Origin of the sequence: Streptosporangium minutum, assembly GCF_002149035.1 — a bacterium.
Classification (GTDB): domain Bacteria; phylum Actinomycetota; class Actinomycetes; order Streptosporangiales; family Streptosporangiaceae; genus Streptosporangium; species Streptosporangium minutum.
On record NZ_NGFP01000022.1, the window covers coordinates 22,681 to 46,437 of the forward strand.

The following is a 23,757-nucleotide window of genomic DNA, read 5'->3' on the forward strand; positions in this document are numbered from 1 at the left end:
TCGCCTCCCGCTCCGGCGCCACCTGTTCGGCATCGGTCGGATCCGGCGGCGCCTGGTGCGCGACCAGGTTCGACACGGATGACGGACGCCGCCGTCGATGATCACGATGCCCTGGCACGCGCATCTCCTCCTGGCCGCCCGATCGCCGGCGCGGACGCCCGAGCACATATTTGAACGATAGTTCAAGTTGTACTATCGTTCAAATTGTTGCCGCCTACCGAGGAGAGTGTCATGGCGCAAGCCGTAACCCGGCGTGCCGGCGTGCGGGAGTGGTCCGGCCTGGGGCTGCTGGCACTGCCGACCATGTTGCTGGGACTCGACGTCACGGTGCTGTACCTGGTGTTGCCGAGCATGGCCGCCGAGCTGAATCCCACAGCCGCAGAGACGTTGTGGATCATGGACGCTTACGGCTTCTTCATCGCCGGCTTCCTCATCACGATGGGCACGTTGGGAGATCGGATCGGCAGGCGGCGACTGCTGACGATCGGGGTCGCGGCGTTCGCGGCCGTCTCGGTCCTCGCCGCGTTCGCCCCGAACGCCGGCCTCCTGATCCTGGCTCGAGCGCTGCTCGGCATCGCGGGCGCCACGCTCATGCCCTCGACGCTGTCGCTGATCAGCAACATGTTCACCGACGTACGCCAGCGGGCCGTGGCCATCGGCGTCTGGGCGACCATGTTCGCCCTCGGCATGGCCGCCGGTCCGGTGATGGGCGGCGCCTTGGTCGACCGGTTCTGGTGGGGAGCGGCCTTCCTGGTCGCGGTGCCGGTGGCGCTGATCGTCCTGGCCGGCGCGCGTGCGCTGCTACCCGAGTACGCGGCGCCCGGGGAGGGCCGGCTGGATCTCACCAGTGTCGTCCTGTCTCTGGCCGCCATCTTGCCGGTGGTCTATGCCGTGAAGACCTTCGCCGCACACGAGGCCGACGCGCTGACCTTGCTCCTCGTGCTGCTCGGTGCGGCCGCGGGGATCGCCTTCGTCCGAAGGCAACTCCGGCTCGCCTCCCCGCTGCTGGACATGACGCTGTTCACCGACCGCGCCTTCTCCTCCGCCCTGGCGGTCCTGCTGATCGGACTCGTCGGGGTGGGAGGCACGATGTACCTGGTCACCCAGTTCCTGCAACTGGTCGAGGGGCTCTCACCGGCTGTGGCCGGCTTGTGGATGGGGCCACCGGCGCTGGCCATGTTCGCCGCCGCCGTCGGCGCCCCGATCGCGGCCAGGCGCATCCGGCCGGGGACGGTCATGGCGGCGACCCTGGGGCTCTCCCTGATCGGATACGCACTTCTCGCCACGGCCGGCGCCGACAGCGCGGTGAGCGTGGTGGTCGGATTCGCCTTCGTCTACCTCGGCCTCGGAGCCGTCGCAGCGCTGGGAACCGACATCGTCGTCGGGGCCGCGCCGGCTGCGAAGTCCGGATCGGCGGCGGCGATGTCCGAAACCGTGCAGGAACTCGGCATCGCCGTGGGGGTCGCACTGCTCGGCAGTCTCACCACTGCCGTCTACCGTTCCCAGGTCCAGGCGCCGTCAGAGGTGACGTCCGAGATCGCCGGCCATGTCAGCGACAGCCTGGGCAGCGCCATGACGGTCTCCGACCGGATCTCGCCGGACACGATCCGAGGCGCCCAGGAAGCCTTCATCACCGGGCTGAACGTCGCCTCCCTCAGCGCGGGGGCCGCTATCGCGGCTGCCACCGTGTTGTGCCTGCTCATGCTCCGGCACATCCGCCCCATCGGGGAAACCCAGCCGTGATGATCGTCTAACCTGGTGTCCTGGAGGGGGCATGGGCGACGACACAACCACGGACCGGCGCAAGGCCAGAGGCCGGAAACGCCGGGCCGAGATCATCGAGGCCACCTTGACGGTCGTCCAGCGTGACGGAGCAGCCGGAGTGACCCATCGCACCGTCGCCAAAGAAGCCGGCATCCCCGTCAGCCTGAGCACCTACTACTTCGCCACTCTCGACGACCTGCTCGTCGCCGCCCTGACCAGCGTCGCCGAGGCCTATACCGCGCGCATCCGGCACATCATCGACCACGACGACGACAAACTGCGCGGCCTCGCCGAGCTCATCGCCGAGTCCGCCGGTCCTGGGCGCGACCGCGCCCTGGCCGAACGCGAACTGTCCACTCTCGCCGCCCGGCGACCCGCCCTACGGCCCATCGCCCGCCGCTGGCGCGAGAACGTCGCAGAACTCGCCCGGCATTGCACCGACTCCCCCAGTGCCGTGGCCGCCCTCGTCGCGGCCTCTGACGGACTCTGCACCGCCATCCTGATCGACAACGCTCCCGCGGACACCGACTACGTACACACCGTCCTGCAGCAAGCACTCGGCGTCCCGCGCGAGACCGTCGAGCAGTGACCGGACCTCAGCGGGCTCCAGGTGACAGGGCGCGCACACGGGTGCGATGAACGTGCCGCCCCCTACTCAGGAGCAGCCCGCGAGGAACCGTGCGGCAAGCCTCCGCATACGTCGGAGGGACCGGGACAGCCGCCATCGGACACAGGCTTGACGACACCCGCATCGACGCGTCGACGTACGCGGAGTGAAGGGGATTCACGCCAGATCATGCCTGCCGCGACAATCACCTGGCGTGATGTGCTCATTACACGAAATCCACCTCGGAGTACGGCAGGCCGCCCGACAGTGACGGGAAACCGGGGCCCCGGTCGAAGAAGGGCGCGCGGGCCGGCAGGAGTGCCCGCAGCTCCGCACGGCGCAGCGCGGTGGCCTCGGCGTCGACCCGGAGGTCGTCGCGGGAGCCGTGCAGGACGACGCCGTAGTCGTCACGGGCTCCCTCGGCCGAGACCTTGCCGTCCCGGACGTCCGCGGCCACCAGCGCGGGGTCGCGCTCCAGCGGCGAGCCCCAGCCGCCGCCTCCGGTGGTGCGCACCCGGATGACCTCGCCCGCGCGGACCGGCGAGTCGTCCACCAGGCCCTCCATCTCCCGGCCTTCGATCTCCACGACGAAGGGCCGCCCGGCCCTGCCGCCGTTCACACCCCAGCAGGACAGGATCGAGCGGTCGGCGATGGACATGAACGAGGCGTCGCGCAGCATCCGCAGATGCTTGTCGTATCCGAGACCGCCGCGGTAGAGGCCGGGACCGCCGGAGTCCTGGGCCAGGCCGAGCCGTTCGACCCGGAACGGCCAGCGGGACTCGGCGAACTCGACCGGGATGTTGCGCGAGTCGGGGACGACGTGGATGGTGTCCTCGCCGTCGGCGTACCACCGGCCGCCGGAACCCCCGCCCAGGACCTCCCGCATCAGGTACGGTGTGCCGCCGGCGTCGTCGCCGTAGACGCCGGTGTAGCGGATGGTCTCCTGGTCGGCGGGCATCCTGCCGCCGGTCGCCTTGGCCAGCACCCCCGCCAGGACGCCCAGCAGTCGCAGGATCACGAACGTCCGGGCGTTCGTGGGGGCCGGGAAGATCGGCGTGAGCAGCGTCCCCTTCTCCGGGAACCTCATCTCGATCAGCGGGACGACGCCCTCGTTGACGTCCAGCTCCGCCATCCGCTCCGGCGTCTCGGCCAGGTTGCGCAGGATCGGCGCGAGCCACTTCTTCAGGAACACCCCGTCCGCGTAGTCGCCCGCGTGGTTGATCGGCCCCTTGGCCTGCGGGGACGTGCCTGTGAAGTCGATGACCAGCGGCACCTGCGCCGAATGGTCCACGGTGAGGGTCATCCGCTGGGTGTGCAGGCGGGGCTCGTCCACGCCGTCGTGCTCGGCGTAGTCCTCCCACACGTGCGTGCCCTCGGGGATCCTGGCCAGCAGCTCCCTGCGGAACGTCTCCGTGGTCTTGGAGATGATCGCGTCGAAGCAGTCCTCGACCGCCTCGCGCCCGTAGCGGTCGAACAGCTCCCCCAGCCGCCGCGCGCCCATCAGGCAGGCCGAGCACTCGGCGTCCAGGTCTCCGGCGAGCGAGTCGGGCATCCGCGAGTTCCGCGTCATGATCGTGAGCGCCGCCCGGTTGGGCACGCCCCGGTCCCAGAGCTTGATCGGCGGGACCATCAGGCCCTCCTCGAACACGCTCCGCGCGTGGGAGGGCATCGACCCGGGGACCGCTCCGCCGATGTCGTCGTGATGCCCGAACGCCTGCACGAAGGCGACCACGGCGCCGTCGTGGAAGACCGGGACCGTCACGCACAGGTCGGGCAGGTGCCCGATGCCGCCCTCGGACAGGTAGACGTCGTTGTGGAAGAACACGTCGCCGGGGTTCATCCCGGCCACGGGGAAGTCCCTGACGACGGGCTGGACCAGCGCCGAGTAGGACCTGCCGGTCAGCTTGCGCAGCCGTACGTCGTGGATGCCCGCCCGGAAGTCGTGCGCGTCGCGGATCATCGGCGAGCGGGCCGTGCGCGCGATGGCGGTCTCGACCTCCTTCTCCACCGACGCGAGCGTGCCCTCCACGATCTCCACCAGCACCGGGTCCGCGCCGTTCACCGGCCGCTCACCGTCCTTCCTCTGTGCCCGCTCAGCCACGGCGCACCTCCAGGTTCCCGAACTCGTCCACGGTGGCCGTGAAGCCGGGGTGGAGCGGCAGCGTGGAGCCGTACTCCTCGATGACGGCCGGGCCGGAGACCGCTGATCCGGCGGTCAGGTCGGCGCGGCGGTGGATCGGCGCCGGGCCCCACTCGTCGTAGAAGACCTCGCGGGCCGCCGCCGGCCCGCCTCCGGCCGTGCCGTACGGCCTGCGCCCGATGGCCGGGCGGGTGATGGGGCCGATGCCGGAGACGCGGAGGTTGACCCATTCGACGCCGTGCCGGGGGTCGTCGCGGTAGCCGTAGCCGTAGAGCTTCTGGTGCGCCTCGTGGAAGCGGTCGAGCACCTCGGCGCGCCAGGCCTCGTCCAGCGGCCCGGCCGGGGCGGGTACCCGCACCTCGTAGGCCTGGCCGTAGTAGCGCAGGTCGGCGCTGCGGGCGTAGACGTGCCGGTCGGCGGGGAAGCCCTCGCGGCCGAGGGCCTCGGCCGCCTGGGCCTCCAGGTCGCCGAAGATCTCCGCGGCGGCGTCGAGGGCGAGCTCGCGGGTGACGAAGGTGCGCACGTAGTCGTTCTTGACGTCCACGGTGAGCAGGCCGAACGCCGAGACGTTCCCCGGGTCGGGCGGGACGATCACCGATGGCAGGCCGAGGATGTCGATCAGCCGGCAGACCAGCAGCGGTCCCGAGCCGCCGAAGGCGACCATCGGGAAGTCGCGCACGTCCAGACCTCGCTTCACCGTGATCTGGCGGATCGCGTTGGACTGGTTGAACGCGCTGATCTCCAGGATGCCGGCCGCGGTCCGCTCGGGGCTCAGCCCGACCTTCCCCGCCAGCGCCTCGATCCCCTGCCTGGCGGCGTCCGCGTCGAGCGGGATCTCCCCGCCGAGCAGGTGCGGGGGGACCCGCCCGAGGAAGACGTGCGCGTCGGTGACGGTGACCTCGGTGCCGCCGCGGCCGTAGCAGAGCGGGCCGGGGTCCGCCCCGGCCGACCTGGGGCCGACCTTCAGCGTGCCCTCCGGCGAGATCCACGCGACGGACCCGCCGCCCGCGCCCACGGTCACGATTTCGATCATCGGGATCTTGCATGGGTAGCGGCCGATGCTGCCCTCGGTGGTCAGTGACGGCTCCCCGTCGACCACCACCGCGACGTCGGTCGAGGTGCCGCCGCCGTCCAGCGTGATGACCGACGGGTGCCCGGCGGTGGAGGCGATCAGCGCGGCGCCGAGCGCGCCCGCCGCCGGTCCGGAGAGCACGGTCGTGATCGGCTGGTGCACGACCTCCGCGGCGGACAGCACCCCGCCGTTGCTCTTCATCACCGAGAACGGCATGCCGAGACGGTCGGCGAGGCTGGCGATGTAGCGGCGCATGGTCGGCTTGACGGCGGCGTCCACGAGGGTCGTCACCGACCGCTCGTACTCGCGGTATTCGCGCAGCACGTCACTGGAGATCGAGACGACCGCCTCGGGGTGCTCCCGTTCGATGACCTCGCGCATGCGGAGCTCGTGCCCGGGGTTGGCGTAGGAGTGCAGGAAGCACACGCCGATCGCGGTGATCCCCCGCTCCCGGAACCACCGGGCCGCCGCCGTGGCCTGGGCCTCGTCGAACGGCCGGACCTCGGCCCCGGTGTGGTCGAGGCGCCCGCCGACGGTCCTGACCCGGTGCACGGGGACGATCCGGGGCGGCTTCACCCAGAAGTAGGAGTTGCCGTAGCCGTCGGGGACGCTCTGCCTGGCGATCTCCAGGATGAACTCGAAGCCCTCGGTGGTGACGAAGCCCAGGTCGGCGATGCGGTCCTCGAGGAGCTGGTTGGTGGCGACGGTGGTGCCGTGCACGACCGTCGACACAGTCTCCACGCCCGCCTTCCGCAGGACCTTCCGCACTCCCTCCATGAACCCGTCAGCGGGGTCGGCGGGTGTGGAGGGAGTCTTGGTAGTGGTGATCTCACCGGTCTGTTCGTCCACCGCGACCACGTCGGTGAACGTGCCCCCGGTGTCGACGCCTATACGGACGCTACGCATGCCCCCGTGTCTACCCAGTCCTGCGGAGCCGGCAAATCGGCGGACCCTGCCGAAGCTGGGCCGCGTCCTTGGGCACTGTTAGCGGCGGCGGGGACCCATGGTGGAGCCGATCACCGCGTCGGCGTCGTGCGCGTGGACCTTCGCGGCGAGCCGGATGGCCATCTCGTTCGTACGGCGCAGCTCGGCCTCGACCCGGTCCTTGCCCGACTGGCCGACCTGCACGCCGAAGTAGGCGCCGATGATCGCGCCCGAGACGCCGACCAGGCCGGCGAAGGGGGCCGCGGACTCGCCGTTGCGCAGGGCGATCACCACGAAGGCGATCAGGAGGACCAGCAGGCCCGTGACGACGACGTAGAACCCGTAGCGCCAGCGGGCCGCCTCCGCCTGGGCGGCGACGGCCTCGTCCTCGCTCATCATCGCCGCGAGCGCGACGGGCATCTCGGCCGTCTCGGCMGCGGACGGCATGGCCGGGGACGTAGCCGCGGGGATCTTGTTGAGGGGTGGGGCAGAGTTTGGAGCAGGGGTTTTGGTAGTCGTCATAGACTCTCCCTCTTTCCGATAGGCCATCACGAATCTCCCACGCTTTTCACAATCAAGCCAAGTCAGGCTATGTCACGCGGGGGGCACCATCCTCTACCAGGACACCGCCTGCCCAAACACTCACAGCCGACCCACTAGGCTGACCCCCCGTGACCGAACTGTCCGCGCTCTCCGCCGTCCCCGTCGGGTCCCGTGACGGGGTGCTCCGCTTCTACTTCGGCCCGATGGACTGCGGCAAGTCCACGCTGGCCCTGCAGATGAACTACAACCACCGCCGCCAGGGCAGGCGTGGCCTGGTGCTGACCAAGCACGACCGCTCCGGCGGCCCCCAGGTCACCAGCCGGATAGGACTGGGCAGCGAGGCGATCGAGGTCGTCGACGACCTCGACCTGGTGGCCCTGGTCCGCGAGCACGAGCGCATCGACTACGTGATCTGCGACGAGGCGTGCTTCTACACCGTCGCCCAGATCGAGCAGCTCGCCGACCTCACCGACCACTTCGGCGTCGACGTCTACGCCTTCGGCCTGGCCTCGGACTTCCGGTCACAGATGTTCCCCGCCGCCCAGCGCCTGTTCGAGCTGGCCGATGAGATCAGCCGCCTCCAGGTGGAGGTGCTGTGCTGGTGCGGCCGCCCCGGCCGGTTGAACGCCCGCGTGGTCGGCGACAGGCTGGTGCGCACCGGCGAGCAGGTGATGATCGGCGACACCGGCGACGCCCCGGTCCGCTACCAGGTGCTGTGCCGCCGCCACCACCGCGCCGGCGACCTCGGCCTGACCGGCTGACCCCTCGCCCGTTCCCCGGCGGGAGCCCTGAACGGCTCGGCGGGCGGCGGCCTCCGGCGCCCGCCGCCCCGACTGCCCCGACCGGTCCGGGCGGTCCGCCCTTCCGTCATACGTTTCGGAGGATGTAACTTCGTTTCCAATATCCCCGAGCCTTCGGAGAAAGCGCGTGGGACCTCATCCTCACGGCTGGTGGATCGTGCTCCACCTCCTACTCTTCGTCTTCTGGCTGGGCGGAGACCTGGGCGTCTTCTACTCCAGCAGGTACGTGCTGCGACCGGCGCTGTCCCCCGAGGCCCGCTCCACCGCACTGAAGATCATGAGTGGGCTGGATCTGGGGCCGAAGATCTGCCTGGTGCTGTTCCTGCCCAGCGGGGTCACGCTGATGGCACTGGAACCCCACGGGGCCGAGCTCCTCGGCGCGCGGCTCCTCTCACCGTGGCCGGTGGCGGCGGTCTGGGCCCTCGCCCTGACCTGGCTGGCGCTGACCGTGGCCGACCACCGCACCCACGGCAGGTTTCCCCTGGCACGGCGGGCCGACTGGACGATCAGGATCGCGCTGATCACGGTGATCGCCGTGGCGGCGGGTTACACGCTGCTCGCCTCCCGGCCTTTCGGGGTGGACACCAACCCCCGCTGGCTGGGGGCCAAGCTGGCGCTCTACGCCCTGGCCATCGCGGCCGGGCTGGGCATCCGGCTCACGCTGCGTCCCTTCGGCCCCGCCTTCGGAGCTCTCGCCGCGTCAGGATCGACCCCGGAGGTGGAACGGACGCTGCGGGGCTCGGTCGACGGCTGCCTGCCCTACGTGTGGGTGATCTGGGGCAGCGTGCTCACGGCGGCCGTGCTGGGCGTGCTCAAGCCGGGGGCGGTCCTCTGACGGGGCCGGGGGCCACCGCCCACCGGCGCCGGGCGGACCCCGGCGGGCCGGCGGTGGGCTAGCGGTGGTAGCCGAGCTGGGCTGACAGGCGGTCGGCCGCCTCGACGAGCAGGGACGCCGACTGCTGCATGTGCGACTTGAAGCGGGTGCTCGGCCCGGAGACGCTGATCGCCGCGATCAGGCCGCCGTCGTGGTCGAACACGGGCGCCGCGATCGACGCGGCGCCCTCCTGGCGCTCGCCCAGGGAGGTCGCGTACCCCCGGCGGCGGATCGCGGCCAGCTCGGCCCGGAGCTTCGCCTGGTCGGTGATGGTCCTGGCGGTGAGCGCCTCCAGCCTGTGGCGGGTCAGGTAGCCCTCGATCTCCTCCTCCCGCAGGAACGCCAGGATCACCTTGGAGGAGCTGCCCGCGTGCAGCGGGTAGGGGATGCCGAGCGAGACCTCCATCCTCAGCTCCTGCTCGGGGACGACCTGCTCCACGTACAGGCGGGTGTCGCCGCGCCGTACGGACAGGGTCGCGGTCTCCCCGGCGTGGGCGGCCAGGCGGCGCAGCTCCGGTCCCGCCATGGCGCGCAGGTCGGTGCGGGCCATGTAGGCGCGGCCGAGCGAGATCGCGGCGTGCCCCAGGGAGTAGCGCCTGGTGACGGGGTCGGCCGCGATGAGCTCGCGGCTGCGCAGCGCGGTCAGGATGCGGTGCACGGCCGCCTTGGTGAGCCCGAGCTCGGTGGCGATCTCAGTCACCCCCAGATCCGGACGGGCGCTGCGGCCGAAGAGCAGGAGCACGTCCATGGCGCGCTCCACGGCCGCGATGGACCGGCTCTGGCCGTCGCCCTCGTCCGCGGCGTCCACCACCCGTGCACTGGTCTTGGCCTGGGCTGGCACCTGTCCCCCTCGTTCGCTGAAGACTTCTCGGCAGGGACCCACTCTACGGCGAAGCATTTCCCCAAGGGAAACGCCGTCACGTTGACACCACCATCGCGCATCGTTACCTTCAGCGTGACAGTGTTTCCACCAATGAAACAGCGGGGCCGTTGCGACCGACGGCGACTCCTTCCGCGCGGTCACGGCCCGACGGGCCGGCGGCGAGGCCGGCCACGACCCGCATCCTTCTGCCGGAGGGGCACCGCATGACCGACAAGCTGACGGGCGAGCGTCTCGTCGACGACATGACCGATGCCGAGCGCGACCGTGCCGCCCGGGTCGAGACCGTGCTGCCCGCACTGCGCGCCGCCGCCGCCAAGGCCGACGAGGAGGCCCGCTTCCCGGTCGAGCACGTCGCGCTGCTGCGCGAGGCCGGGCTGCTCGGCCTGGTGGTGCCCGAGAGGTACGGGGGGCTCGGCGGCACGCTGCGCGACCTGGCCGCCGCCACGTTCGCGATGGGCACCGCCTGCCCGTCCACGGCGCTCGCCTACTTCTTCCACAACACCAGCGCCTCCCGGGGGCTGCTCCCGCTGGAGGCGATCGACGCGGGCCTGTTCACCGGCGAGGAGGTCCCGGTCGTGCGGGCCTTCGCCGAGAAGGTGCTGACCCGGATGGCCTCCGGCACGTGGCTGGCCAACTTCGCCTCCGAGTCGGTCAAGAGCTCGAACGCCAACATCACCATCGCCACCACCGCCCGCCGTACCGGCGGCGGCTGGATCCTGGACGGCGAGAAGTCGTTCGGCTGCGCCACCGGCGTCGCCGACCACTACCTGACCACCGCCAAACTGGAGGGCCACGACACCGCCGAGGGTCTGGCCACGTTCTTCGTCCCGCGCGAGGCCCCCGGCGTCTCCGTCCGGGCCCCGTGGGACGGGCTCGGCATGCGGGCGACGGCCAACAACGGCATCCGGCTCGACGGGGTGTTCGTCCCCGGCGACGAGGCGCTGACCATACCCGGCGCGTTCACCCGCATGCTGCGGATGAGCCGGGGCAGCTTCGTCGGCAACCAGCTCGCCATCGCGGCCGTCTACACCGGCTGCGCGCAGAACGTCTACGACGCCGTCGTCGAGGAGCTCACCAGGAAGACGTTCGCCGACACCGGCCGGCCGATCGCCTCCGGCCCGATGTACCAGGTGCTCTTCGGCGACATGACCGTGCAGCTGGAGACCGCCTACCTGTGGCTGCGCCGGCAGCTGCGGCTGGAGACCTCCGAACCGCCCCTCCGCCCCAAACCCGAGGTGTACCGGCAGTGGCGGATGGGCAAGGGCTCGGTCACCGAAGCCTGCTTCCAGGTCGCCCTCGGCGCGTTCAAGGCCTCGGGCACCTCCGGCGCCATGATGGGCGGCGTCGTCGGCCGCGCCCTCCGCGACCTGGCGATGGGCCTGGTGATGACCTTCCCCGCCGAACGCGGCAGGCTGGAGGCCGCCCAGATGGTGACGGAGGCCAAGGAGAACGAGCTGTTCACGACCGCGGTGAATCCGTGATCGACGTCCCCGGGTCCCGGGACCTGGTCGACGGCGCGTGGGCCGCCTGCTCCGAGGACCTCGGCTTCGACCTGGAGGATCCCGCGACCGGCGAGGCGGCCGTCCGGGCACGCGGGACGTCACCCGGACGGGTCGCCGCGGCCCTCGCCGCGGCGGAGCGGGTGGCGGCCCCGTGGGCGGCGACCGCACCGGAACGCCGCGCCGACCTGCTCGACGCCGTGGCCGGTGAGCTCGACAGGCGGATCCCGGAGATCGTCGCGCTGGAGTCCTTCGCCACCGGGGTGCCGATCCGGCAGACCACCCCGCTGGGATCGATCGTCGGCGGGTCGTTCCGGCTGGCCTCCGCGCAGCTTCGCGAGGGCGGGCTGCGCACGACGGAGATCCGCGAGGACGGCCGCGCCGTCGAGGTGCACCGGCTCCCCCGGGGCCCGGCCCTGTGCCTGGTGCCGTGGAACGCCCCCGCCCCGATGGCCGCGCACAAGACCGCCAGCGCGCTCGCCGCCGGATGCCCGGTGATCCTCAAGGTGAGCGAGTACGCGCCCTACGGCTCGCAGGTGCTGGCCGAGGTCCTGCACGAGGTGCTGCCGCCCGGCGTGTTCCAGTTCGTGCAGGGCGGCCCCCGGACGGGCGCCCACCTGGTCGGCGACCCCCGCGTCCGCGCGGTCTCGTTCACCGGCGGCCCGGTGGCGGGCCGGGCGGTCGCCGCCGCGTGCGTCACCGGCTTCCGCCCCGCGCAGCTGGAGCTCGGCGGCAACAACCCCCTGGTGGTCCTGCCCGACGCCCCCGTCGAGGTCGCCTCGCGGGCCGCCGCGGACCTGCTCACCACGCTCAACGGCCAGTGGTGCCGGGCGCTGGGCCGTCTCCTCGTGCCCCGCGACCGGCTCGACGAGCTCGTCGCGGCCACCGGCGAGCGCCTGACCGCGCTGCGCGCCGGGGACCCGCTGCGGGAGGGCACGGACTTCGGCCCGCTGGTCCACTCCACGCACGCGCGGCGGGTGAGGGGGGCGGTCGCCGCCGCGGGCGGCCGGGCCGTGCCGTACGGCGTCATGCCGGAGACCGGCAACTTCCTGGCGCCCACGCTGATCACCGGGACCGACCTCGCCGAGGAGATCTTCGGGCCGGTCGCGGCGGTCGTCCCGTACGACACCGTCGAGGAGGCGGTGACGCTGGCCAACGCCACGCCGTACGGGCTGGAGGGCTACGTCGTGGGCGCGGACGAGGAGCGGGCGCTCGCGGTCGCGCGGCGGGTGCGGGCGGGCGAGGTGAAGGTCAACGGCTCCAGCGTCATGAGCCTGCACCTGTTCACCCCGCGCCCGGCCTGGGGCCTGTCCGGCCTGGGCGAGGAGGGCACCCGCGAGACGCTCCGGTTCTTCACCAACGCCCGGGTCGTCGGCGTCGAGGGCGGCTTCTCCCTGCACGGGAGAGAGCGGTGAGGCGCCCACCCGTCCGCCTCGCCACCGAAGGCGGCCGGCGGTGAGGCGCGTCCTGGTGGCCGGGGCCGGGCCGGTGGGGTTGACCGCGGCGCTCACGCTGGCCCGGGGCGGTGTGCCGGTCACCGTGCTGGAGGCGGGCCCCGCGCTGGCCGTCGAGTCGCGCGCCTCCACCTTCCACCCGCCCACGCTGGAGATGCTCGCCGGGCTGGCGGTGCTGGACGAGCTCATGGCCCGCGGCCTGGTCGTCCGCACCTTCCAGTACCGCGACCGGTCCGGCGGGCCGATCGCCACCCTCGACATGGGCGCGCTCGCCGGTGAGACCCCCTACCCGTTCCGGGTGCAGTGCGAGCAGAGCAAACTCACCCCGATCCTGCTGGACCACCTGCGGCGGCACGGCGGGGAGGCGGCCTTCGGACAGGAGGTGCGGTCCGTACGGTCCCACCCGGGCGGAGTGGTCGCGACCACCGCCGGAGGCGACACGTTCACCGGTGACTGGCTGATCGGCGCCGACGGCGCCCACTCGGCGGTACGGCGGGCACTGGGCATCCCGTTCGAGGGCGTCACCTACCCCGAACGCTTCCTCGTCGCCTCCACGGAGGAGGACGTGGGAGACCTGCTGCCGGACATCGAACCGATCAACTACGTCTTCGACCCGGAGGAGTGGCTGGTGCTGCTCCGCACCCCGGACCACTGGCGGGTGCTGCTGCCCACTCCCCCCGGCACGCCCGACGAGGCGGAACTGGCCCGCCTGCCCGCCCGGCTGCGCTCGGTGGCCGACCCCGGCCGCGACTGGGAGATCGCCCACGCGTCCCTCTACCGGGTGCACCAACGGGTCGGCGCCCGTTTCCGGCAGGGCCGGACGCTGCTCGCCGGAGACGCCGCCCACGTCAACAACCCGCTCGGCGGGCTGGGCATGAACAGCGGCATCCACGACGCGGTCCTTCTGGCCACCGCCCTGCTGAGCGGCCTCCCGCCCGCGGCGCGGCAGGGCCGGGAGGCTCCGCGTCCCGCCGCGCCGCACCGGCGCCGGGAGGACCGGACCTCACGCCGGGAAGAACCCGCGCTCCCGGACCGGACGGTCGACGAGGTCGCCGCGCGGCGGCGGGAGGTCGCGCTGACGCATGTGCGGCCGATCAGTCACGGGAACTGGGAGCGGCTGAGGGCTGCCGACCCCGCGGCCCATCACGAGGAGTTGCGCGCCCTGGCCGCCGATCCGGCGGCCACCCGCGCTCACCTGCTGCGCACCTGCCTGATCTCGTCTCTGCGCGAGCCCCCGTGACCGCCGGGGAGGGGCGGCGGGTCCCGCGAGAACACCGGAGGGCCCCATGGACCTGATCACCCGGGAGAACCCGGCGCGCGTCGCCGAGATCGTCGGGAGCGTGCCCGTCACGGACCCGGCGGCGGTGGACGCGGCGGTGCGCCGGGCGGACGACGCGTTCCGCGGCTGGTCGGTGCTCCCGGTCGCGGAACGCGTCGCCGCTCTCCGGCACGGCGCCGACACCGTGGCCGCCCGGCTGGAGGAACTGGCGCCGCTGCTGGCCCGCGAGTCGGGCAAGCCGCTGGCCGACTCGCGCGGCGAGATCGGCTTCGCGGTCGCGTTCCTGCGCTGGGTCTGCGACGAGGCGCCGGCGGTGCTGGCCGCCACGGAGATCGACGACGACGCCGGCCGGCTGGTGGTGCGGCGCAAGCCGTACGGGGTGGTGGGGTGCGTCACGCCGTGGAACGCCCCGGTCATCCTGGCGATGCTCAAGCTCGGGCCCGCGCTGGCGGCGGGCAACACGGTCGTGCTCAAGCCCTCGCCCCTGGCGCCGCTGACGATCACCGAGGTGGCGGCCGCGCTGCCCGCCGTACAGGTGATCCACGGCGGCGCGGAGACCGGCCGGGCGCTGGCCGGTCATCCGCTCGTCCGCAAGGTGGCCTTCACCGGCGGCGACGCGGCGGGGCGGGAGATCGCCGCGACGGCCGGGGCGATGGTCACCCCGGCGGTGCTGGAGCTGGGCGGCAACGACCCCGCCGTGTTCCTGCCGGACTTCGCGCTGTCGGACGCCGACTACGAACGCCTGGTCATGGCGTCGTTCGCCACCGCCGGGCAGGTCTGCATGGCGGCCAAGCGGCTGTACGTGCCGCGGGCGCGGACCGCCGAGTTCACCGAGGCGTACCTCGCGGCGGCGGAACGCGTCCTCGTCGTCGGCGACCCCCTCGACCCGGAGGTCACCATGGGCCCGGTCATCTCGGCCGCCGCCGCCGCCCGGATCGGCGCGCTCGTGGCGGGTGCGGCGGGCGGCACGGCGACGCCGCTGGGGAGGAGCGCTCCCGGGCATGACCCGGCGTCGGGGTACTTCGTGACCCCGTACCTGGTCACCGGCCTGGACGACCACGCCCCGCTGGTGGCGCAGGAGCAGTTCGGCCCCGCGGTGCCCCTGCTCACCTATGACACCGAGGAAGAGGTCCTGGTCCGCGCCGACGCGGGTGAGCTCGGCCTGGCCGCCTCCGTCTGGTCCGCCGACGAGGAGCGGGCCTTCGCGCTGGCGGGACGACTCGGCGCCGGATTCGTCTTCGTCAACACCCACAACCGCACCGGCATGTCCCTGCGGGCCCCCTTCGGCGGGGTCAAGCGGAGCGGCTACGGCCGCGAGTACGGGAGGGAGGGCCTGCTGGAGTACGTCCAGTCCGCGGCCGTCCACCTCCCGGCCGCCTTCCGCCCCGGCGGCCCCGGCATGGCCCCCGGCGCGTATCCCGGCTGAGTCCACGACGGGCCCCCGCGAGCCGCCGGGACCGTCCGGCCCCCGCCCTGGCCCTCATCCGCCGTCGCGGCCGCCCGTCGCCGCGATGGCCGCGATCAGTACGGCTTCGCCCGCGTTGCCCAGGATGGGCGACGCCACGGCGGCGCCCGCGGTCACCAGGAGCACGGCCGCGCCCAGGAAGAGCCAGGGCGTGCGCCGCCGTACCCACAGCGCGACACCCGCGGCCAGCAGGATCACCGTGGTGACCAGCGCCGCGATCGGCGGCCCCGACGGATCCGCGGAGACGTGGCGCAGGGTGTCCGACCACCACCGGGGTTCCAGCCGCAGATCCGCGAGGCCCACGGCGTCGAAGACGATCAGCGCGCCGGCCAGGCCCCACGCCGGAGCGACGAGCCCTCGGCGCACGAGGACGGCCGCGTGGACGACGAGCAGCGGGGTGAGGACGGCGTGGGCGGCGAAGCGGCCGGTGCTGAGCGCCTCGAGTCCCGGCCCCTCGCCGATCAGCCGCCCGGCTCCGACGACCGCCGAGTCGTAGGCGACGCCCACCGCGACCGCGGCCGGGATCCACAGGCCGGATCGCGCCAGCCGTACGGCCAGGGCCGCCTGGACCAGGGCGAGCGCGCCGTACAGGGCCGAGATCACGACTCGTGGTCGACGACGGCTCTGGCGGCGAGCCGGGGACGGATCCAGTCCGCCACCTCCAGGTGGGCGGGATGGTCCTGGTAGCCGCGCAGGTCGTCGGCCGACTCGTGCACCGTGACCAGGCACAGGTCGTAGGAGACCGCGGACCCGACGGTGTCCAGGCCGACGGTGAGTTCCCGGATCTGCCCGATCCGGCCCTTCAGCCCTTCGAGCAGGTCCCTGGCCGTGGGGGCGTCCTCGGGATCGGAGAACTTCATCAGCACGACGTGGTTCAGCACGATCGCCTCCTAGACATTTGCTCCGGTTTCGCGAGATCCTAATCCTTGGAAACGTTGTTTCTCTAGACGTAACAGGAGCGTGCATGGTGCGCGTCGCCGCGGTGCAGTTCGCGACCGGCCTCGATGTGACCGCCAATCTCGCGACCTGCCTGCGGATGATCGACTCCGCCGCCGGCCAGGGGGCCGAGCTGATCGTGCTGCCCGAGTTCTGCAACCACCTGTCCTGGTACGAGAGCCGCGAGCACGCGCGCCGCCTGGCCTGCCGCCACGGAGACCCATTCCTGAACGCCGTCGCCGGGCGAGCCGCCCGGCACCGCGCGCACGTCAAGCTCGGCGTCACCCTGGCCCGCGAGGACGGCCGCGTCACGGGCGCCTCCCTGCTGTACGGACCGGACGGCGCGCTGCTCGGCGAGGCCGACAAGCAGGTGCTGATGGGCGCGGAGAACGACCATCTGGACCCGGGAACGGCCGTGGGCCCGGTGGTGGCGACCGCGGTCGGCCGGCTCGGCATGTACGCCTGCATGGAGGGCGTGATCAGCGAGATCACCCGCGGGCTGGCGCTGCGCGGCGCGCAGGTCCTGCTCAACAGCCTGAACTCCTTCGCCGTGGACGAGGCGAGCCTGCATGTCCCGGTCCGCGCCGCGGAGAACAGGGTGTGGGTGATCGCCGCCAACAAGGTCGGGCCGCTGCTGCCCGCCGACAGGATCGAGCCGGTCGCCGCCGGGCTCGGCGTCCCGCCCGAGTGGCTGCACGGCGCGGGTGAGAGCCAGGTCGTCGCCCCCGACGGCACCGTCGTGGCCAGGGCGCCACGGGCAGGTGAGGCCGTCGTGGTGGCCGACGTCGACGTGGCCCTGGCCGACGACAAGGTCCGGCCCGACGGCACGGACGTGCTGGCCTCCCGCCGTCCCGCCCTCTACCGGCCGATCGCCGCCGAACCCCGCGGCCGTACGGCTCCCGCCGGAGCGGGCAGCGTGGCCGTGGCCGTGGTCAGGCCGGGCGCGAGGCCCGGAGCCGCGACGGAACTCATCAGGCGGACGGCCGGAAGCGGGGCGGAGCTGATCGTGCTGCCCGAGCTGTGCGGGGTGACGGCCGGGGAGGCGGCTCGGGCCGTACGCGGGACCACCGCGCACGTGGTGCTCAGCGAGATCCGCGACCGGGCCCACGACGGGCTGCTGGTCTCGGCCGAGGGGGTCCTGGGACGGCAGCGCAAGCTCCACCCGTCCGCGCGGCAGGCGGGGCGGGTCACCGCGTTCGGGGACGGGCTGGAGGTCTTCGCGCTGCCATGGGGAAGGCTGGCCATCATCATCGGCGATGACACGATATTTCCGGAAACGTTCAGGCTGGCGGCGCTGGCCGACGCCGATGTCGTCGCGGCTCCCTTCACCCCGTCCGAACCCTGGGAACTCCGGTCCGGCCTGCTGGAACGGGCCGCGGAGAACCGGCTCAACGTCGTCGCCGCCGGACACGACGGGCCGGAGGGCCTCGCCGGCGCCATCCTGGCCGCGCCGCGGGACTTCACGCTCTGGACCGCCTGGGAAGGCCCGTTCACCGGCCGCATCAGCCACCCGATCGTCACCCCGGTCAAGAACGACGACCGCGTGGTGTGCGCCGACATCCACCCTGCGCAGGCCGTCAACCGGCACGTCTCACGCGGCACCGACCTGGTGGACGGCAGACCGTGGCGGCTCGTCGGCGCGCTCCTGGAAGGAGACAGGTGAAGGAAACGCTCCAGCACGTCGAGCAGATGCTCGACGGGTCACCGGTGGTCGACGTCACCGAGACGTTCGAGCAGTTCCGCGACATGCTCGCCGCCCTCAAGACCAAGATCGACGCGCGGTTCGAGCTGACCGCCGATCCCAGCTCGCTCGACGCCTACGGCGCCTACCCCGACGGGCCGGGCGGCCGGATCGAGGCCTACTCGGGCCCGGAGATCGACTGGATGGTCCACTCCTGGCTGGGCGACCCGGCCGCGAGCTTCGCCAACCTGCACCTCACCGTCTGGCTCGGCCCGCAGGTCGACGTGCCGCACCTGGGCATCGCGCTGCTGGTCTGGCCGGAAGGATGGTTCTACCAGGACTACATCCCCCGGGTGAACCTGGTCGAGCGCGGTGACCACTACGACCGCCACTACGCGCCGCTCGACGCGGACTGGCTGCGGTTCAGGGAGGAGAACCCGGACTTCACCTGGTTCACCAGCCGGGCCGGGTTCATCCGCGCCGGCCTGTCGCCCAACGCCTACTGCTACTCCTTCCCCCGCGCGCGGCGGAACGTCGACCTGGTCGGAGAGCTGCTCCACGCGCGGGTCGACCGCTGGCTGCGCTGGGTGGACGAGGCGGAACCCGTGCCGGAGGCGGACAGGGCGGCACTGGCCGCGACCGACCTGGCGATCCGCAGGAACATCGCCGACCGCGACCCGGCCAATGTGATGGGCGTGCGCTACTTCGGCCATGAGCTGACCGATCGGCTGGTCCGCACGCTGTGGGGCGGCGACCGCGTGCTGCCGAGGCCCTCGTGATCCGCTCGCCGCGACGGGCGGCGCCGGCGCAACTGATGTTCGCCTTTCCGGGAACTCATTTGTACGGCGACACGCAGGCGCGAGCCGTGCCCGACGGCCCGCCCGTCCCGCGGCGCCGGTAGGAGGAGACCATGCTCAAGAACTTCTGGTACGCGGTGGAATTCGGCCACGCGGTCGACCGCCGCCCCCGCAAGGTCACCTGCCTCGGACAGGACTTCGTGATCTGGCGGCGGCGCGACGGCCGGGTCGCGTGCCTGTCCGACCTGTGCGTGCACCGGGGAGGCGCACTGTCGATGGGCACGCTGGCCGGCGACTCCATCGCCTGCCCCTACCACGGCTGGGAGTACGAGCCGGACGGCAGGTGCGTGAAGATCCCGGCCAACCCGCCGGGCCGGGGCATCCCCCTCAAGGCGCGGGTCGACGCCTATCCGGTGGTCGAGAGGTACGGGATGGTCTGGGCCTTCCTCGGCGACCTGCCCGAGGAGGAGCGTCCGCCGATCCCGCACATCCCCCAGCACGAGGACCCGGCGTTCCGGGCGGTCTACTGGGAGACCACGGTCGACGCCAACTACGAGCGCACGCTGGAGAACGTGGTCGACGCGGCGCACACCCCGTTCGTGCACGGCACCGCGTTCGGCAACCCGGACAGGCCGGAGATCCCCGACTACGAGATCACCGGCGACGACTGGCACGCCGAGGCCGACATCCTGCTCAGCCCCCCGCTGCCGAAGGGCCTGTGGGGGGCGCTGGCCCGGCGCAGACCCCGCGCGGAGCACGTCGTGGTCTCCAACGGCTGGTACCTGCCCAACATCGTCAAGCTGCACGTGCGGCTGCCCTTCGGCGACCTCGTCCTCTACGACTACAACATCCCGCTCGGCCAGGACCGCACGCTGGTGAAGATCGTCGGCTACCGCAACTTCTTCACCGGGAAGTGGGCGGACGGCAACGCGGTCAAACGCATCGGGAAGATCTTCGAGCAGGACCGCCCCGTCGTCGAGAACCAGCGGCCCGAACTGCTGCCCTTCGACCTCTCGGCCGAGCTGCACATCCGCAGCGACGCCCTCCAGGTCGCCTACCGGCGCCGCCGCCGGCAGCTCATGGACCGGGGCTGGTGGGTCGGCGGCGACGACATCGTCACCGGTGACGTGCCACGCCGCGAGGCCACCGTCATCCCCTCGCCCGCCCGCCGCGACAACCCCGACCTCGCCCGCGCCTGGGTCCACCGATCCCGAGGAGAGACCATCGATGAGCCTGCCCGCAGCGCTGAGTGAGCGCACCCTCGACCGCCTGCTCGCCGCCACCGGCCTGTCCTCCTCGGCGCACGTCGAGCTGACCAGCCCGATGTCCCCCGCCCCCGTCGGCGCGCTCCGCGTCTTCCGTCCCCCCACGCCGGCGCGCGCGGACGACGCGCGACCGGCGAAGGCGGTGGCGGTCAGCCTGGTGGTCCCCGCGATCGGGCTGGACAGTCACATGATCTTCGCGTTCACCCGGCCGGGGTCGGCGGTGCCGCACTTCACGCTGGACTCGGTCGCCTCGGCCGACTACCACGCGATGCACCTGGACCTGATCCCCCGCGTGGAACTGGCCACCCACCTGGCCTACCTGGACGCCGTCCACCTGCCCCTCACCCCCCTGCTGGAGGCGGCCTGGGAGATCGACGGCGTCTCCCCCGCGGCGGTCGGCCCCCGCCAGCGGGCGATGATGTCCCCCTGGATGCTGGTCTGCCGGGCGACCGAGGACGCCTTCGAGAAACTCGGCCCGACCGTCGACGCCTATCTCGACCACTGGCTGACCCTCCTCGGCGGGGGCGTCCCCGCCGCGGACGACACCGACCTGGCCGCCCGTGACGCCGTCAACCGCGCCAACCTGTTCAGCCCCGACGTGGACCCGGTCTGGCACCAGGTCACCCGCCTGCTCGGCGCCGACCAGACCGACCGGATCCGCGGGGAACTCCTGTCCTGACCTCCTTCCCACGGCGGAAGTCCGGGTTCTCCACGCTTGAGGAGGTTCAGATGAGTACGGCACAGCCCAGTGAGTGGCAGAGGCGCATCGCCGGGGAGTGGCACGGCCGCCCCTCGTTGTTCGACGCCACCGGCACCTGGCAGGGCTACGAGGACATCCGCCGCTCGTCCGTCTTCGAGGACGGCGTGACGACCTACTACATGGACGGGGGCATGGAGGGCGGCGGCCCGCTGGCCGGCCGGTTCCGGCTGGGCGCGCCCTTCGCGTTCGGCGTGGCCGACTCCGACGCCAACCGGGTCTACACCGGCCCCGACTTCTTCGGCACCGGCCAGCCGTACGGCTCGTTCGTGGACGCCCACTACTACGGCCCCGGCTGGCAGGTCGACCTCAACACCTGGAACCAGGTCCTGCCCGACGGCGAGACCCAGGTCTACTCCTCGCTCCTCTACCAGGGACCCGCCGTGGTGGGCTGCTTCAACGGCCTCTACACCCGCGACCCCGCCAAGGTGGCGGACTGGCCGGCGGCCGAGACCGGCAACGGGCCGGTGCCGCACATCCTGCCGACCAAGACCCCCGGCGCCTTCTCCGGCTCCTGCGAGGTCTTCGGCGCCGACCAGAAACCGCGCGGCACCGTCGAGATCACCGTCGAGCTGGAACCGCTGGACCTGCTGCGCACGCGCCGGCACGTGACCTGGTCCGGCGCGCTGGACCGCCGCTACACCGCCGACGTGCGCCGCGACGGCTTCCGCTCCTTCCACGAGGGCCCGGACGCGTGGGGCAACGCGCAGGCGTACGGCCGCGCGAACCATCCGAGCCTGCACTTCCGCGACGTGTGGAAGCTCAAAGGCCGGGAGTTCATGGTCGACGCCGTGCCCGGGACGGCCGCCGGGTCGACCATGGCGGTCGCCTACGAGCTGTTCGAGGGCAACGTCCTGTCCGCGGTCGTCCACGGGGTGCTGAGATGGTCGTAGTCGTCACCGGCGGCACCCGCGGCCTCGGCCTCGGCCTGGTCCGGGCGTTCCTCGACCGGGGCCACCAGGTCGCCTTCTGCGGCAGCCGCCCCGAATCCGTCGACGGGGCGCTGGCCACGCTGGAGGCCGGGCGGGTGTGCGGGGTGGTCGCCGACGTCACCGACCGGGCCCAGGTCCAGGCGCTCTGGGACGCCGCCGTGGACCGCTTCGGGAAGGTCGACGTCTGGATCAACAACGCCGGGGTCTCCCACTCGCGCAAGCCGCTGTGGGAGCTCCCGGCCGCCGAGGCCGCGACGGTCGTCGGCGTCAACCTCACCGGCGTGCTCAACGGCAGCGCGGTCGCCCTGGCCGGGATGGCCGGGCAGGGCCACGGCCACGTCTGGAACATGGAGGGGCTCGGCAGCGACGGCCGCGCCGTACCCGGGCTGTCCGTCTACGGCGCGACCAAGCGGGCGCTCACCTACCTCACCCGCGCCCTGGCCAAGGAGGTCCCCGACGGTGTCTCCGTGGGCCTGCTGAGCCCCGGCATGGTGGTCACCGACCTGCTGGTCCACGGCTACTCGCCGGAGGAGCTGGCCCGAGCCGCCCGGATCTTCGACATCCTGGCCGACCATGTCGGGACCGTCGCCCCCTGGCTGGCCGGACGGGCCCTGTCGCGGACCCGCAACGGCGCCCACGTCCGCTGGCTGACCAGGCGCAAGGTGTTCGCCCGCTTCGCCGCCGCCCCCTTCGGGAAGCGCCGGGTGATCCCGTGACGTATCCCGTGGCACTGGCCGCCGAGGACTTCGTCCCCGTGGTGCTGACCGTGGCGGGCGTGTGCCTGCTCGGCGGGTACACCGGCGCCCGGCACCGGCCCGGCGTGCTCCTGGCGGCGGCCCTCATCGGGGCGGGCGGGCTGTCCAAGGCCGTCTGGAAGCTCATCGTCGCGCTCGGCGGCCCGGACCTGCCCTGGCTGGAGCTGATGCTGTTCCCGCTGCTCACAGCCGGGTTCGGACTGCTGGTGTGGATCCTGACCGCCCATCACGACGGCTCGGCGCCCGGCTGGATCCGGCCGCTGGTCATCGGCCTGCCGGCGCTGTGCGCGGGCGGTGCCGTACTGGCCGGGAGCACGTTGCCGCTGCTGGTCAGCACCATGGTCTTCGCGACCCTCAGCGGCGTCCACCTGATCCTGGCCGCCCGGCGGCGCGGCAACACGCTCGCCGCCGCGCTCTTCGGCGTCCAGCTGCTCGGCTTCTTCGTCCTCAGCCCGCTCGCCGCCCGCCCCGACCAGACGGTCGCCCTGCAGTGGGTCGAGCAACTGTCCAACACCGCCGCCCAGGGGGCGTTCGCCGTCGCCGCGTTCCGGCTGGGCCGTACCCGGCAGGAGGTCTCGCCGTGACCGACGCGCTCGGCTGGCGCTGCAAGTTCGGCGTGATCGCCCCGTCCACGAACACGATCGTGGAGCCCGACTTCTACCGCATGACCGTCCCCGGTGTGACCGCGCACTTCGGCCGCATCCACATCCGCGACCAGGACATGGCCGGGAACGAGGGCATGCGACGGCTGCTCGACCAGATCCGCGAGGAGATCGGCGCCGCCTGCGAGCGGGTGCTGACCTGCGAGCCGGACTACATGGTCATGGGCATGTCCGCCGAGACCTTCTGGGGCGGCGTCGAGGGCAACCGGCGGTTCGTCGAGCAGATCCACGACCTCACCGGGCTGCGGGTGGCCACCGGCGCGGAGGCGTGCGAGCGGGCCCTGAACCTGTACGGCGCGCGCAGGATCGGCGTGGTGACCCCCTACCAGCCGGTGGGCGACGAGAACGTGGTGCGGTTCTTCTCCGAGATCGGCTTCGACGTCGTCGCGATCAAAGGTCTGAGGTGCCCGACGGCCGTCTCGATCGCGCATGTCACCGAGGCCACGCTCCGGGAGGCGCTGGCCGAGGTCGATCTGGCGGGCGTGGACGCGATCGTGCAGTGCGGGACGAACCTGTCCATGGTCGGCCTGGCCGACGAGGCGGAACGCCGGCTCGGCAAGCCGGTCATCGCCATCAACGCCGCCACCTGGTGGATGGCGCTGCGCGACAACGGCATTCAGGACAAGGTGTACGGCGCCGGCCGCCTCCTGCGCGAGCAGTAGCTCTCA

General features: G+C 72.5%; 22 protein-coding genes. 16 read left to right on the top strand and 6 right to left on the bottom strand.

All coding sequences use genetic code 11. The annotated features are described in order from the left end of the window. The first annotated feature begins 231 nt into the window (after window positions 1-231). Together CA984_RS07440 and CA984_RS07445 are read left to right on the top strand one after the other, a co-directional pair. Window positions 232-1,743 carry an MFS transporter gene (locus CA984_RS07440; RefSeq protein ID WP_086569627.1) on the top strand — a complete coding sequence of 504 codons (1,512 nt, stop codon included), beginning with the start codon at window positions 232-234 and terminating at the stop codon, window positions 1,741-1,743. A 31-nt stretch (window positions 1,744-1,774) separates the two neighbouring features. Continuing rightward, a complete protein-coding gene (locus CA984_RS07445) occupies window positions 1,775-2,353 on the top strand; it encodes a TetR/AcrR family transcriptional regulator (protein ID WP_086569629.1) in 579 nt (192 codons plus the stop codon). 244 nt (window positions 2,354-2,597) lie between these two features. Here the strand turns inward: CA984_RS07445 and CA984_RS07450 are convergent, their stop codons facing one another. The 3 genes from CA984_RS07450 to CA984_RS07460 form a co-directional block, all read right to left on the bottom strand. Continuing rightward, entirely contained in the window at window positions 2,598-4,472 is a 1,875-nt protein-coding gene (locus tag CA984_RS07450; RefSeq protein WP_086569630.1) for a hydantoinase B/oxoprolinase family protein, read from the bottom strand. Next, window positions 4,465-6,489, bottom strand: coding sequence for a hydantoinase/oxoprolinase family protein (locus CA984_RS07455; RefSeq protein WP_086569633.1), 2,025 nt, complete (start codon window positions 6,487-6,489; stop codon window positions 4,465-4,467). Before CA984_RS07455 ends, CA984_RS07450 begins: the two co-directional genes overlap by 8 nt. A 78-nt stretch (window positions 6,490-6,567) precedes the next feature. Next, window positions 6,568-6,954 (bottom strand): hypothetical protein, encoded by a 387-nt coding sequence (locus tag CA984_RS07460; protein ID WP_148269736.1) that lies wholly within the window; start codon window positions 6,952-6,954, stop codon window positions 6,568-6,570. Window positions 6,955-7,178: 224 nt separating this feature from the next. On the opposite strand from CA984_RS07460, the gene CA984_RS07465 reads away from it, so the two are divergent. Both CA984_RS07465 and CA984_RS07470 read left to right on the top strand, forming a co-directional pair. Then, on the top strand, window positions 7,179-7,811 hold the full coding sequence (locus CA984_RS07465; protein ID WP_086569637.1) for a thymidine kinase: 633 nt from the start codon (window positions 7,179-7,181) through the stop codon (window positions 7,809-7,811). 166 nt (window positions 7,812-7,977) lie between these two features. After that, window positions 7,978-8,685 carry a hypothetical protein gene (locus tag CA984_RS07470; protein ID WP_086569639.1) on the top strand — a complete coding sequence of 236 codons (708 nt, stop codon included), beginning with the start codon at window positions 7,978-7,980 and terminating at the stop codon, window positions 8,683-8,685. A gap of 58 nt (window positions 8,686-8,743) precedes the next feature. On the opposite strand, the gene CA984_RS07475 is transcribed toward CA984_RS07470, so the two are convergent. Continuing rightward, window positions 8,744-9,565, bottom strand: a complete 822-nt coding sequence (locus CA984_RS07475) for an IclR family transcriptional regulator (protein WP_086569641.1) — start codon at window positions 9,563-9,565, stop codon at window positions 8,744-8,746. A 245-nt stretch (window positions 9,566-9,810) separates the two neighbouring features. On the opposite strand from CA984_RS07475, the gene CA984_RS07480 reads away from it, so the two are divergent. Genes CA984_RS07480 through CA984_RS07495 form a run of 4 tightly spaced genes read left to right on the top strand, consistent with a single transcriptional unit; the run spans window position 9,811 to window position 15,265 of the window. Next, window positions 9,811-11,088, top strand: a complete 1,278-nt coding sequence (locus CA984_RS07480; RefSeq protein WP_086569643.1) for an acyl-CoA dehydrogenase family protein — start codon at window positions 9,811-9,813, stop codon at window positions 11,086-11,088. Beyond that, window positions 11,085-12,521: an aldehyde dehydrogenase family protein gene (locus CA984_RS07485; protein WP_086569645.1), complete on the top strand. Its 1,437-nt coding sequence runs from the start codon at window positions 11,085-11,087 to the stop codon at window positions 12,519-12,521. The genes CA984_RS07480 and CA984_RS07485 overlap by 4 nt, the downstream gene beginning before the upstream one ends. Window positions 12,522-12,561: 40 nt before the next feature. Further along, window positions 12,562-13,800, top strand: coding sequence for an FAD-dependent oxidoreductase (locus CA984_RS07490; protein ID WP_086569647.1), 1,239 nt, complete (start codon window positions 12,562-12,564; stop codon window positions 13,798-13,800). Window positions 13,801-13,846: 46 nt separating this feature from the next. Next, a complete protein-coding gene (locus tag CA984_RS07495; RefSeq protein ID WP_086569650.1) occupies window positions 13,847-15,265 on the top strand; it encodes an aldehyde dehydrogenase family protein in 1,419 nt (472 codons plus the stop codon). Between the two features lie 54 nt (window positions 15,266-15,319). On the opposite strand, the gene CA984_RS07500 is transcribed toward CA984_RS07495, so the two are convergent. Continuing rightward, window positions 15,320-15,907 (bottom strand): hypothetical protein, encoded by a 588-nt coding sequence (locus tag CA984_RS07500; protein WP_086569652.1) that lies wholly within the window; start codon window positions 15,905-15,907, stop codon window positions 15,320-15,322. Next, complete coding sequence (locus CA984_RS07505) at window positions 15,904-16,185, bottom strand: Dabb family protein (RefSeq protein WP_086569654.1); 282 nt, start codon at window positions 16,183-16,185, stop codon at window positions 15,904-15,906. Before CA984_RS07505 ends, CA984_RS07500 begins: the two co-directional genes overlap by 4 nt. A gap of 83 nt (window positions 16,186-16,268) precedes the next feature. On the opposite strand from CA984_RS07505, the gene CA984_RS07510 reads away from it, so the two are divergent. From CA984_RS07510 to CA984_RS07545, 8 genes are all read left to right on the top strand, one after another. Beyond that, complete coding sequence (locus tag CA984_RS07510) at window positions 16,269-17,903, top strand: nitrilase-related carbon-nitrogen hydrolase (RefSeq protein WP_086569656.1); 1,635 nt, start codon at window positions 16,269-16,271, stop codon at window positions 17,901-17,903. Beyond that, a complete protein-coding gene (locus CA984_RS07515; protein WP_086569658.1) occupies window positions 17,900-18,700 on the top strand; it encodes an oxidoreductase in 801 nt (266 codons plus the stop codon). Before CA984_RS07510 ends, CA984_RS07515 begins: the two co-directional genes overlap by 4 nt. Window positions 18,701-18,831: 131 nt before the next feature. Next, window positions 18,832-19,971, top strand: coding sequence for an aromatic ring-hydroxylating dioxygenase subunit alpha (locus CA984_RS07520; protein ID WP_086569660.1), 1,140 nt, complete (start codon window positions 18,832-18,834; stop codon window positions 19,969-19,971). After that, window positions 19,946-20,662 carry a hypothetical protein gene (locus tag CA984_RS07525; RefSeq protein ID WP_086569662.1) on the top strand — a complete coding sequence of 239 codons (717 nt, stop codon included), beginning with the start codon at window positions 19,946-19,948 and terminating at the stop codon, window positions 20,660-20,662. Before CA984_RS07520 ends, CA984_RS07525 begins: the two co-directional genes overlap by 26 nt. A gap of 50 nt (window positions 20,663-20,712) precedes the next feature. Next, window positions 20,713-21,633, top strand: coding sequence for a hypothetical protein (locus CA984_RS07530; protein ID WP_086569664.1), 921 nt, complete (start codon window positions 20,713-20,715; stop codon window positions 21,631-21,633). Beyond that, the gene (locus CA984_RS07535) at window positions 21,624-22,388 is read left to right on the top strand and encodes an SDR family oxidoreductase (protein WP_086569666.1); all 765 of its coding nucleotides are present in this window, start codon (window positions 21,624-21,626) and stop codon (window positions 22,386-22,388) included. Before CA984_RS07530 ends, CA984_RS07535 begins: the two co-directional genes overlap by 10 nt. Beyond that, window positions 22,385-23,011 carry a hypothetical protein gene (locus CA984_RS07540; protein ID WP_086569668.1) on the top strand — a complete coding sequence of 209 codons (627 nt, stop codon included), beginning with the start codon at window positions 22,385-22,387 and terminating at the stop codon, window positions 23,009-23,011. Before CA984_RS07535 ends, CA984_RS07540 begins: the two co-directional genes overlap by 4 nt. Beyond that, on the top strand, window positions 23,008-23,751 hold the full coding sequence (locus CA984_RS07545; RefSeq protein ID WP_086569671.1) for a maleate cis-trans isomerase family protein: 744 nt from the start codon (window positions 23,008-23,010) through the stop codon (window positions 23,749-23,751). Before CA984_RS07540 ends, CA984_RS07545 begins: the two co-directional genes overlap by 4 nt. Window positions 23,752-23,757 lie beyond the last annotated feature (6 nt).